The 10,799-nt window shown below is 67.2% G+C and carries 8 protein-coding genes; 5 read left to right on the top strand and 3 right to left on the bottom strand.

What is annotated here, in order from left to right; genetic code table 11:
• The first annotated feature begins 33 nt into the window (after nt 1–33).
• From BM436_RS14085 to BM436_RS14070, 4 genes are read left to right on the top strand one after another with little or no spacing between them, the layout of a single operon-like run.
• On the top strand, nt 34–906 hold the full coding sequence (locus tag BM436_RS14085) for a branched-chain amino acid ABC transporter permease (protein ID WP_093556156.1): 873 nt from the start codon (nt 34–36) through the stop codon (nt 904–906).
• Nucleotides 903–1,856 carry a branched-chain amino acid ABC transporter permease gene (locus BM436_RS14080; RefSeq protein WP_093556155.1) on the top strand — a complete coding sequence of 318 codons (954 nt, stop codon included), beginning with the start codon at nt 903–905 and terminating at the stop codon, nt 1,854–1,856. The genes BM436_RS14085 and BM436_RS14080 overlap by 4 nt, the downstream gene beginning before the upstream one ends.
• Nucleotides 1,849–2,562: an ABC transporter ATP-binding protein gene (locus tag BM436_RS14075; protein WP_093556154.1), complete on the top strand. Its 714-nt coding sequence runs from the start codon at nt 1,849–1,851 to the stop codon at nt 2,560–2,562. Before BM436_RS14080 ends, BM436_RS14075 begins: the two co-directional genes overlap by 8 nt.
• Nucleotides 2,555–3,256, top strand: a complete 702-nt coding sequence (locus BM436_RS14070; RefSeq protein ID WP_093556153.1) for an ABC transporter ATP-binding protein — start codon at nt 2,555–2,557, stop codon at nt 3,254–3,256. The genes BM436_RS14075 and BM436_RS14070 overlap by 8 nt, the downstream gene beginning before the upstream one ends.
• A gap of 12 nt (nt 3,257–3,268) precedes the next feature.
• Here the strand turns inward: BM436_RS14070 and BM436_RS37075 are convergent, their stop codons facing one another.
• Nucleotides 3,269–7,258 (bottom strand): FAD-dependent oxidoreductase, encoded by a 3,990-nt coding sequence (locus BM436_RS37075; protein ID WP_177307184.1) that lies wholly within the window; start codon nt 7,256–7,258, stop codon nt 3,269–3,271.
• A 282-nt stretch (nt 7,259–7,540) separates the two neighbouring features.
• Here BM436_RS37075 and BM436_RS14060 point away from each other — a divergent pair, with 282 nt between their 5' ends.
• Entirely contained in the window at nt 7,541–8,485 is a 945-nt protein-coding gene (locus BM436_RS14060; RefSeq protein ID WP_093556200.1) for a gamma-glutamyl-gamma-aminobutyrate hydrolase family protein, read from the top strand.
• Here the strand turns inward: BM436_RS14060 and BM436_RS14055 are convergent.
• A complete protein-coding gene (locus BM436_RS14055; protein WP_093556152.1) occupies nt 8,482–9,612 on the bottom strand; it encodes a YbdK family carboxylate-amine ligase in 1,131 nt (376 codons plus the stop codon). The genes BM436_RS14060 and BM436_RS14055 overlap by 4 nt on opposite strands.
• Before the next feature lies 1 nt (nt 9,613).
• Nucleotides 9,614–10,795, bottom strand: coding sequence for a cation:proton antiporter (locus BM436_RS14050; protein ID WP_093556199.1), 1,182 nt, complete (start codon nt 10,793–10,795; stop codon nt 9,614–9,616).
• Nucleotides 10,796–10,799 lie beyond the last annotated feature (4 nt).

The following is a 10,799-nucleotide window of genomic DNA, read 5'->3' as shown; positions in this document are numbered from 1 at the left end:
GTCTGACCCCGGCCTTTGCCGTTTGCTTGTAACATGACCGAGCTGATACTCCAGGCCCTGTACTCCGGCCTCCTGCAAGGCGGCTCGTACGCGCTGATCGCGCTGGGCCTGGCGCTGGTGTTCGGCACCATGAAGATCATCAACCTCGCGCACGGGGAACTGGTGCTGCTGGCCGCCTATGTCGCCTACACCGCCGAGTCGCAACTGGGTTGGGGACCGGTGGCGGCCATCCCGCTCGCGCTGCTGGCCACCGGCATGGCGGCGGTGGGCGTGCACTGGACCGTCGGCCGCATCAAGCAAGACCGCGAAATCAATTCCCTGCTGCTCACCTTCGGCATCGGCGTCATCCTCACCAACGCCATCCTGCTGACGTGGAAGGCGGACGTGCGCTCCACCAGTTCCAGCTGGCTGCAGGAGGCCTTCGTCGTCGGCCCGCTGTACAGCATGCGCAGCGAGATCATTTTCTTCGCCGTGAGCCTGGCGTTGCTGGCCGCGCTGTGGTGGTGGCTGTCCAGCAGCTGGTATGGCCGCGCGCTGCGCGCCGTGTCCAGCAACCGCGACGCCGCCAAGCTGATGGGCATCAACCCGGGTCGCGTGGAACTGGTGTCCTTCGTCGTGGCCGGCATCCTGGCCGCGTTCGCGGGCGTGGCCCTGTTCAGCTATGGGGTGATCCAGCCGGCCTATGGCGGCGCGCTGACCGTGAAGGCCTTCATCATCACGGTGCTGGCCGGCGTCGGCTCCATACCCGGAGTGCTGCTGGGCGCCGTGCTGCTGGGCGTGTGCGAGGCGCTGACCGTCACCCTGGCCAGCTCCTCGCTGCAGGAGCTGGCGGGCATGACGCTGTTCCTGCTGGTGCTGTTCGTGCTGCCCAACGGCCTGTTCGGGGCCGTGGCGAGGCGCGGATGAAACAGCGCCTGAAGCCCGGCTTCATCGCGCTCGCCGCCCTCGCCTATATCGTGGTGCCGCTGACGCTGGGGACCAACAACTACGTGATGAGCGTGATCATCGCCTCGCTGGTGATCGGCTGCGTGGCGCTGTCCTGGGCCTTGCTCGGCAACCTGGGCGGCATGATCAGCTTCGGCCACTCGGCCTTCTTCGGCGTCGGCGCCTACGCCTCAGCCCTGGCCACCACCACGCTGGGCCTGCCGGTGGCGGCCGGCCTGCCGCTCGGCGGGCTGGGCGCCGCCGCCGCGTCGCTGGCGATGCTGCCAGTGCTGCGCCTGCGCGGGCCCTACTTCGCGCTCGCCATCCTGGCCTACGCCCACATCTTCCGCATCATCGCCACCGAATGGAGTTCGGTCACGCGCGGCGCGGCCGGCATCTCGGGCATCCCCGCGCTACCAGTGGTGCTGGGCCATGACTTCAGCGGCAAGACCGGCGCCTACCTGGTGATACTGACCATCGTGACGCTGTTCGGCCTCGCCTACACGTTGATCAACCGCAGCCACCACGGCCTGGCGCTGCGCGCCATGCACGGCAGCGAGGACGCCACCCGTGTCATCGGCGTCAACAGCACCTTGCTGAAGGGCGCGATGCTGCTGGTGTCGGCCTTCATGGCCGGCGTGGCTGGCGCCTTCAACGCCCACTACATCAATTTCCTCGACCCGGACTACGCCTTCAACGGCCTGTGGGTCACGCTGCCCATCGTGGCCGCCATCTTCGGCGGCTACCGCACCATCGCGGGGCCGGTCCTGGGCGCGGTGTTCGTGTCGCTGGCGGACCAGCTGGTGTTCAAGGAGTTGCTGCCCACCGGCCACCAGCTGGTGCTCGGCGCGCTGCTGGTGGCGATGATCATGCTCAGCCCCGGCGGCCTGCTGCCGCTGCTGCGGAGCCTGGGGAGCGGTCGCCATGCTTGAACTGGACCAGCTCTCCGTGCGCTTCGGCGGCCTGATGGCGCTCGACGGCGTGTCCCTGAAGGCCGGCGGCGGCGACGTGCTGGGCCTGGTCGGTCCCAACGGGGCGGGCAAGACCACGCTGTTCAACGCCATCTCCGGCCTGGTCAAGCCTACCGGCGGCGGCATCCGCTTCGAGGGCCGCGACGTGCTGCGCACGCCCATGCATGGCCGCGCGCGGCTTGGCATAGGCCGCACCTTCCAGATCCCGCAGCCGCTGCACCAGTTGACGGTGCGCGAAAACCTCGTCGTCGCCCAGCGCTTCGGCGCCGGCAAGGTGGACCGGGCCAGGCTCGACGACATCCTCGACTTCACCGGCTTGGCCGCGAAGGCGGAGAGCGACGCCGCCACGGGCCTGGCGCTGACGGAACTTAAGGCGCTGGAAGTGGCGAAGGCGCTGGCCACCGAGCCGCGCCTGCTGCTGCTGGACGAGGTGCTGGCCGGACTCGAAACCACCGGCAAGCGGCGCTTCATGGCCATGCTGGGGGAGCTGCACCGGCGCTACGGGGTGGGCATCGTCATCATCGAACACGATATCGACACCATCAGCACCCTGTGCCACCGTGTGGCGGTGCTGAACTTTGGGCAGCTGATCGCGGACGGCACGCCGGACGAGGTGTTCCGGGATCCGGCCGTCATCAAGAGCTATACGGGGGCTGACCATGCTTGAAGTGGAGGGGCTGCGGGCAGGCTACGGCGCCATCAACGTGCTGTGGGACGTGTCGCTGGCGGCGCAGCCGGGCCGGCTCACCGCCATCATCGGCCCGAACGGCGCGGGCAAGACCACGCTGCTGCGCGCCATCATGGGGCTGATCCCGGCGACCAGTGGCCAGGTCCGCCTGCATGGGGCGCCGCTCGGCGGCACGCCCACCTGGGACATGGCCGCCGCCGGCGTGGCCATGATTCCCGAGGGACGGATGATCTTCCGCGACATGAGCGTGGAGGAGAACCTGATCGTCGGCGCCTTCCCCGCGGCGCACCGCGCGCACGCGCGGGAGCGGCTGGAGGCCTCCTACGCCATGTTCCCCCGTTTGCGCGAGCGCCGGCGGCAGTTGGCGGGTGCGCTTTCCGGCGGGGAGGCGCAGATGCTGGCCCTGGCGCGCGGCCTGATGTCCGACCCGCGCTTGCTGATCGTCGACGAACCTTCGCTGGGATTGGCGCCAGTGATGGTGACCGAGCTGTTCGACATTCTGGCGCGGCTCAAGCGCGAGGGCCGCACCATTGTGCTGGTCGAGCAGAACACCGAGCGCGCGGTGGCGATCGCCGACCATGTGTATTTGATGCAGACCGGGAAGGTGGTCCTGTCGCAGCCGGCCGATCAAGTCAGCCTGCCCGATCTGCATCGCCTCTACTTCAGCCGCTGATTTGGCCGCCGATCAAGTCTGGATGGTGTTCATCACATTGGCCGGCGTGATGAGGTCGAACACCACCGTCTGCGGAATGGCCGTGGCGCCGGGGCGCAGGGCGACATAGCGGGCGACGTCCTTCGCCTGCCGCAGCGCGATGGCGTCGCCGATGTTCCTGGTCTCCTGATAGAAGTTGTCGACGATGGCGCGCAAGCCCGTGTCGCCGAAGGCATAGCTGTCCTGCAGGACGTCGATGGACGGCTCCAGCGTCATGCGACCCCAGACCGTTTCGGGATACGGCCCCTGCCCGGTGACGGACGCGTTGATCTGCACGTCCATGAAGTTCATACCGCCCAGCGACGGGTACTGCACGGCGTTGGATGGCAGGCAGTTGATCACGTCGTCCGCGCTCCACTGGGAGGACGGCTTGCCGGCCGGCGGCGCGTACATCAGCGTCGAGGCGTTCGGCACGAACGCGGCCTGGTTGTAGGCGCCGTCGTTGACCACCGTGTGCTGCACCGAGAACTGCCAGACGAACATGGCGAGCACCTCCTTCAGCGCCCCGGTGGTCACCACCTCGGCCGGGAAGCGCCGCGCCTGCGTCACGCCGTCGACATGGTTGAAGGCCGGGATCAGCTTGGCGAAGAAGCGCTGCAATTGCACGTCGTCCGCGACGGCCCGGTCGCCGCCGGGATAGCAGGCGTCGACGAACCGGCCGGTGAAGCCCGCGATGGCGTCGTACCACAGCGCCGCGTCGTGCACATAGGGATAGGAGAACGGCGTGTCCCGCACGCCCCTCTTCGTCGCGTCCGCCGGCAGCGCCAGTTCGAGGAAGCGGAAGTCCGTATCATTGTAGATCCTGTCCTGCAGCTGGTAGTTGCCGATGCGGCCGCAGGAGAAGATCAGGTCGTAGACGAAGCCCAGGTTGTAGACGCCGGGCGCCCCGTTGGTCTGGCGCGTGGCCGGGAAGTCCGGCAGGCCGGGGTGGTAGTCGCGGTTGTAGATGGTCTGCTGGAACTCCAGCGCCTTGCTCACGTGCGGCCGGAGCAGCTTGAACACCGGGTGCTCCTGGAAGGCGAAGGCCGACGGCGGACTGCCGGCCGGATTGAACACCTCCTCGGAGAACAGGGCCACCGACACCATGGCGCAGATCTGGTGCGTCAGCAGCTGGTGGAAGCCCACGTCGTGCAGCGTCTGGCCGGCGCAGTTGGTCAGCATTTTCGCCAGCAGCCAGGCGTTTTCGGCGTTCGGCATGCCGGGGGTGAACAGTTCCCCCGAATGCTCCAGTTGTATCGCGGCCGGCATCAGCTCGCCCTCGCCGCTGACGGTGAAAAACACGATGGGCTTGGGCAGGTAGTACCGCTCCGGCGTGACCGTGCAGGCCCGCAGGAACTTGCGGTAATCGGCGACGTAGTCGATGTTCTCGATCGGCCCCAGCGCGCCGGCGTCGCGGATGTCGGCGCTTTCGATGAGGTCGCGCACATCCTGCGGACTCACGGCGGTCAAGAGGTTGGGCATGAATCCGGCCACCTGCTGGCGGGCGAATTCGTCGTCGTCCTTGAGCCAGAACCTGGGCGCGGGGATGGTCTGGAAGTTGTTCCCGTAGTAGATCGCCTCCAGCCGCTCCACCGCGCTGGCGGCTGGTCCCGGCTTCGCGGGGGCGCCCTCCTCCGCCCTGGCCCGCAGCGCGACGTTGTCGCCCCACTGGTTGTTCAGCATCTGCAGCACCTGCTTGTCCTTCGCGGTGCGCTTCATGGACTGCGGCGCCTTGTCGAAGTCGGCGATGAAAGCGGGCACCTGGCCGGTGAACTCGTAGTCCGAGTCGCCGTAGATGCTGGCGGCGGCGCCCGGCGCGACCGACGAGGCCTTGCGATCGACCTCGTTGTACCGGAAGGCGTACTCCATGCGCGACGCGGTGGCGGCGTCGCCCGAGATGTCCGGCGGCGCGTAGCCGCCCCAGGTTTCCTCCATCCGCCTGATCTTGTCGTGGGCGCCGGCCTGCTGGAGCACGTGGTAGACCGCGTTGTAGGCCGAGTCCAGCGCGCCGACGATCCAGCCGTGGTGGACCGAGCAGCATTCGCCGGCGAAGTTCAGGCAGCCGTCGAACTCCGGCGTCAGCAGCGCCGGGTAGATGTTCTTGAACTGGCCGGGATTGAACAGCGCGAAGGCGCCGCCGCCGGCATGCTCGTCCCAGAACCAGGTCTTGGTGGTCTTGCCGTCGTGGTAGCCGGAAAACTCGGCTTCGACATCGACGTCCGGGTAAAGGTAGGCGATGCCCTTCAGGCATTCGGCGACGCGGGCGCGGTCGTCCAGCGCCCCCAGTTTCTGCGCGTCCTGCGCCCAGCAGTACACCTGCAGCACGCCGCCGGTGGCGTCGTAGCCGTAGGAGGGATAGATGATCTGGCGGTTGGGGCGGTCGGTCGACGCCGCGCCCAGCCCCTGGTCCTGGCGCTCGCCCAGCTTGGCCCAGAACTGGGTCTTGAAGGTCAGGAAGGCCTTGAACGCCGGCATGTACTCGCACTCGCGTATCGCCTGGGCCTTGTCGAACGAGATCCGCTCGAGCAGGTCGGTCTTGAATTCGCCGTTCAGGTAGGCGCCGTTGGGCAGGGTGCTGATCACGTAGGGGTACTGTTTTTCCACCAGCGGGGCGTCCTCGGTGGCCAGGTCCCGCAGCTGCACTTTCATACCGCCCTGCCCGGGGTACAGCGTCGGGTCGTACTGCAGGCCGACCACCTTGTGCTTGAGGAAGACGCGCTGCTTTCTCTTCGGCGCCCGCGGGGCGGTTTGCGGCGCGTCCGCGCGGGCCGCCGCCGTGTGGAATGGCGGCCGGGCGTCCGGCGTCAGGTTGGGCGCGGTGTAGGAGTACGGGCCGCCCGGCTCCGCGGGCAGCATGCCGACCTGGATTTGCGCCAGTTTGCCGTCCTCCGGCAGCACGCCGTCCTCCAGGTCCAGCACCGCGTGGCAGGCGTCCGGGAAGCACTGCATGCCCTTGTCCACCGTCAGCATATAGATGTTCGGGTCCGAGGGCTGGTAGGGATTCTTGCTGCCGCCCCAGTCGTACACGGCGATCACCATCTCCACGAAGGAGACCGAGTACATGCCGGTGCCCACGTTGGTGGTCTCCAGGAAGCTCACCACCGGCCATGGCAGCAGATCGCTCTTGGCGCCCATGGCCGGGTCGTAGTACTGCTGCAGGTCGCCGAGGGTGAAGACCGTGGTGAGGTAGTCCCACATGGAGTACTGGTCGTACTCCATCAGCATCGCGAAGCCTTCCGCGAACGACCTGTTGATGGCGTCGATGAAGGGCTGGTTGACCTGGCCCAGGATCTGGTTGATCGGCAGGTAGGCTTGGCCGTTGGCGTCCGTCTTTTCCGTGAACCACACCTCCGGCACGTTGCCTCCCCTGGCCTGGTCGAAATTGAAGCTGGCCAGGCCGGCGTCGGCGGCGGTGGTGAAGGTCGGCATGTCGTTGTAGCGCATGCGCTGCGCCGGCGAGTTGTAATAGAACTTGCGCCAGTAGACCTGCAGGTCCCGCATGCCGTTGCGTTCCAGGACGGCGTTCACCGCGAGCCCCAGCTGCTGCACCGGCAGCATGTCCGCCGAGAACTGCGGCAGCCGCATGCCCCCCATCTCGCCGTACAGGCCGGCCTTGTCCTTGTCGTGCGGCGAATAGTCGGACGAGTACCAGGTGCTGATGCGGCCGCCGACCCGGTCCGAGCTTTCGAAAAGCTCGCAATCGATGCCCAGCGACTGCAGGATCAGCCCCGAAAACAGGCCGGCGAAGCCGCCGCCGACGATGCCGATGGTGCCGATCTTCGCCTCGCCCGCGGCGTCACCCGGCGAGGCGGCCGTCAGCGCCGCCTGCTGGCGGCGCAGGTTCGCCCGCGTCAGTTGCGCTTTCACCGTGGCGCGGTAGCGGCCGCCGTTGTTGGCGATCAGCCAGTTGGAGTAGGCGGAGCGGAGGGATCCCGCGGGCGCCGCGGGGCGGGCGGCGCTGGCGTCGAACGATAAATAGCTCATGGTGTCGTTTTGTCCTGTCAAAGATCGAGTGGGTGACCATATGGCCGGTCCTGATGCCTTGCTGCGGTAAAACGGGGACGCCGGGTGCTGATGAACGGTGCGAGGGTGTTGAATATTATCTACAGTCCACCGCCGAAAAGTCTCACGAATTGTAATAATGAAATATTTATCTTTTTTCAGCATCGCCGCCGGCGGGGGGGAGGCGCCAGCCATGCGACCCCGCTCCGCGGGCTGTGGTAAAACAGCCCCATCAAGCAAAGGAGCGAGCATGAAAGGATGGTCATGACCAACGACGACGAGGAACACCGCCGCACGGACCGCCGCAAGACGGACAGGAAAGGCACGCCGCGCTATCTCGACCCCGGCGAAACCGTGTTCAGCCTGTGGGGCCGCGTCATCATGGCGCGCTACCGGCGCTTCGCGGCGTCCGTCACCAGCCGCGTGATGCAGCGCCCGCTGCGCATCGGCATCTCGGCGCGCATTTTCCATCCGGAGGCCGGCTCCACCGGCCTGCGCAGCAAGAACCTGCAATACCTGGAGGAGTCCATCGCGCACTGGGTGATGACGCGCGACGTGCTGGTGTTCATGGTGCCGACGGTGAACACGGAGGGCCTGATCCACCCTTCCAACATCCGCCTGCGCCACTACGCGGAGCACCTGGACGGCCTGGTGCTGCAGGGCGGCGCGGACGTGTCCCCGCAAAGCTACGCCGAGGTGCCGACCCGCCCCGAATGGAGCGGCGACCCGGCGCGCGACCGCTACGAGCTGGAACTGCTGCATGAATTCGTGGACGCGGGCAAGCCGGTGCTGGGCATTTGCCGCGGCTGCCAGTTGATCAACGTGGCCTTCGGTGGCTCGCTGTTCCAAGACATCGCCTCGGACGTGCCGCAGGCGCTGGCCCACGTGCACGACGATTACGACCGCCACCGCCACCAGGTCACCTTCCCCGAGGGGTCCTCGCTGGGACGCATGCTCAAGGCCCCCTCCGGCCAGGCGCTGGTGAACTCCATCCACCACCAGGCGGTGAAGACCCTGGGACGCGACATGTCGGTGGAGGCGCTGTCCTATCCGGACAATATGGTGGAGGCCATCCGCTACACCAAGGCGCCCTTCGTCATGGGCCTGCAGTGGCACCCCGAGTTCCACCGCGCGGGCGGCGTGGAGCTGCTGGACTGCACGCCCATCCTGGACAGCTTCCTGCGGGTGGCGCGCGAGACGAGATTCTAGAACCTTGGATCGTCGCCCTTGAAGCGGCGTATCGCCGCGTCCACCACGCCCTCGACGCTGCCGCTGGCGGTGTAGGCCTCGCGCAGGTAGTGGGCGTCGCTGCCGGTGTGGGTCACGGCGGTCAGGTGGGCCAGCGCGGCGCCGCCGCCCAGGGCCTCGGCGTGCGGCTCCATCTTGCGCAGCGTGGTGAGGATGTCCTCGCGCAGCGACAGGCTTTCATACGTCTTCGGATGCACCACCGTCCCGTCCAGCCCGAAGCGGCAGGCCTGGAAGCGGTTGTAGTTGTAGACCAGGTAGTCGTCCTCCTCGGGCGGCGGCTCGTGGCGCTCCAGCAGGTAGCGGCACAGCGCCTGCAGGTAGCAGGCCAACGCCGCCGCGCGCTCCACCGTCAGCGGCGTGTCGCACACGCGCAGCTCGATGGTGCCGTATTCCGGCTTGGGGCGGATGTCCCAGTAAAAGTCCTTCATGCTCTTGATGACGCCGGTGTGCTCCATCTTGGAGAAGTAGCTGTGCTCGAACTCGTGCCAGTTCAGCACGAACGGCGCGCGCCCGCTCATGGGGAAGGCGAACACGGAGTTCAGGCGCGCGGAGTTGAACAGCGTGTCGTTGCCCTGCACGAAGGGCGACGAGGCCGACAGCGCGATGAAGTGCGGCACGTAGCGGCTCAGGGAATGCAGCAGGAACAGCGCGTCGTCGCCGTTGCCGCAGCCGATGTGCACGTGCTGGCCGAAGATGGTGAACTGCTTGGCCAGGTAGCCGTACAGCGCGGACACCTCCTTGAAGCGCGGCTTGGAGAAGATGCGCCGCTCCGACCAGCGCTGGAACGGATGCGTGCCGCCGCCGCAGATGCCGATGTTGAGCGTCTCGCAGGCCTGCACCAGGGTGTCGCGGGTCAGGCGCAGCTGCGCCTCGAGCTCGGAGTGGATGGTGTGCACGTCCGAGTTAATCTCGATCATGCTCTCGGTGATCTCCGGCGTCACGTTGCCCGGGAAGGGCTTGCGGCTCAACAGGTGCAGCAGGTCCGGGCTGGACGCGGTCAGGTCGAAGTCCGAATTGCCGATCAGTTGCAGCTCCAGTTCCACGCCCATCGTCAGCGGGCTCGATGCCTTGAATTCTTCCAGCGCCATGTCATTCCTCCTTCGGCGTTTCATTGGCCCACATCAGCGCGCGCTGCGTGATGATGGGGCCCAGCACTTCCATGAACAGCGTCATCGCGGCCAGCGCCGCCAGCTCGTCGACCAGCACGATGCCCATGTATTTGGTCTGCTCCAGCAGCAGGATGACGAACACCGACATCGGCGCCAGCGCCACGCCGGTCAGCGCGCCCTTCTGCCAGGTGACGCCGCCCGGATGGGCGAACACCGCCACCGCCGCGGTCTTGACGGCGAAGCGCGCCAGCACCAGCACGATCGCCAGGCCGGCGCCGCTGACCACGCGGTCCCAGTCCAGCGTGGTGACCGCGAACACGAACAGCAGCACCGTCAGCAGCTCGCCGATGGCGCCGAAATTGCGCTCGGTGCGGCTGATGACGATGCGGCGGTGGCGCGCCATCAGGCCGAACGTCAGCGTGGCCAGCACCGGCGACAGGTTGGACGCGTGCGCCATGGCCACCAGCGCCACCACGGCCAGCGCGAACGCGGCCGAACCTTCGCGCCGCACCTGTCCCAGCTGGCGCAGCACGGCCGGCACGATCACACCGACGATGGCGCCCATCACGGCGGAGGCCAGCAGCTCGATCGCGCTGTGCGAAATGGCCTGGGTCAGGCTGCCCGAGGTCTGGAACACCCACACGCCGACCACGACCTTGTACACGAACACGGCCAGCACGCAGTTGATGGCGACCAGGTGCAGCACCCGTTCGGTCACCTGCCCCGAGCTGTTCTGCTCGTTGATCACGCGCAGCACGCCGGCCGGCGAGGTGGACATGGCCAGCGAAGCCAGCAGCGCGCAGGTCAGTGGCGGCATGCCGGTGGCGTAGGTGATGGCGAACACCACGCCGAAGGTCGCCACCGACTCGACGATGCCGGTCAGCGCGATCCACGGATTGATGCGCAGCCAGTGCAGGTTGATGCGGTAGCCGAACTCGAACAGGATCAGGCCGAAGGCCACGTTGGCCAGCAGCGTGATGGGGCTGGAGCTGTCGCTCGGATACAGGTCCGGGAAGGCCTGGGCGATGGCGAAGCCAACCAGGCCGTACACGCTGATGCGCGGCACGTCGATCCAGCGGTGGATGATTTCGCCCGCCAGCCATGCGAGGGCGATAGCGAATGGCCAGGCAAGCTCGGCGGAAATGACCAGCATATCTGGCATGAAT

The organism is Pseudoduganella namucuonensis, from assembly GCF_900116645.1.
Taxonomy (GTDB): Bacteria; Pseudomonadota; Gammaproteobacteria; order Burkholderiales; family Burkholderiaceae_D; genus Rugamonas; species Rugamonas namucuonensis.
Note: the sequence above shows the minus strand (reverse complement) of the source record. Positions and strands in the feature narration are given on the sequence as shown.

Coding starts and splice junctions, on each gene's coding strand:
- BM436_RS14075 (WP_093556154.1), top strand. CDS start 1,849: ATGCTTGAACTGGACCAGCTCTCCGTGCGCTTCGGCGGCCTGATGGCG.
- BM436_RS14070 (WP_093556153.1), top strand. CDS start 2,555: ATGCTTGAAGTGGAGGGGCTGCGGGCAGGCTACGGCGCCATCAACGTG.
- BM436_RS14080 (WP_093556155.1), top strand. CDS start 903: ATGAAACAGCGCCTGAAGCCCGGCTTCATCGCGCTCGCCGCCCTCGCC.
- BM436_RS37075 (WP_177307184.1), bottom strand. CDS start 7,258: ATGAGCTATTTATCGTTCGACGCCAGCGCCGCCCGCCCCGCGGCGCCC.
- BM436_RS14055 (WP_093556152.1), bottom strand. CDS start 9,612: ATGGCGCTGGAAGAATTCAAGGCATCGAGCCCGCTGACGATGGGCGTG.
- BM436_RS14050 (WP_093556199.1), bottom strand. CDS start 10,795: ATGCCAGATATGCTGGTCATTTCCGCCGAGCTTGCCTGGCCATTCGCT.
- BM436_RS14085 (WP_093556156.1), top strand. CDS start 34: ATGACCGAGCTGATACTCCAGGCCCTGTACTCCGGCCTCCTGCAAGGC.
- BM436_RS14060 (WP_093556200.1), top strand. CDS start 7,541: ATGACCAACGACGACGAGGAACACCGCCGCACGGACCGCCGCAAGACG.